General features: G+C 60.9%; 1 protein-coding gene. It reads right to left on the bottom strand.

Annotated elements, in window-relative coordinates; translation table 11 throughout:
• Positions 1-325: hypothetical protein (locus AC1DZU_RS35700; protein ID WP_477292169.1), on the bottom strand; the 325-nt coding region annotated here is incomplete at its 3' end.
• Positions 326-350 lie beyond the last annotated feature (25 nt).

The raw sequence follows: 350 nt of genomic DNA, 5'->3' as shown, positions 1-350 counted from the left end.
CGGCCTCAAGGTAAGGAAGCAGCTTGCCGGGCGCGGCAAGGTACATCACGATCATCTCGTGAATGGTGTCCTTGGAGTCATTCTTCACTTTGAATGTGACCTCGCCGGCCTTCACCGCACCCGGGGAAGCCTTGATCCCCATGGTCGCCTTGGCGAGATCAATGCCCGGCGCCGCATAAGCGAGACCCATCGGCATCTCCGTACTCGCGCCCTTGTCCCACAGGGAGACCTGGACAATCGCAGCAGCCTTGACGGCGCCGGCACTGCCGGCCATGAGCATTGCGGCAGCAAGCCCGAGCACTGCTCTCCTCGATATGGATTTCATGACAATCTCCTCAGGACGGCAGCAG

This window comes from Mesorhizobium sp. P2_A12 (genome assembly GCF_056405075.1).
This window is presented reverse-complemented; position numbering and strand designations above follow the sequence as displayed.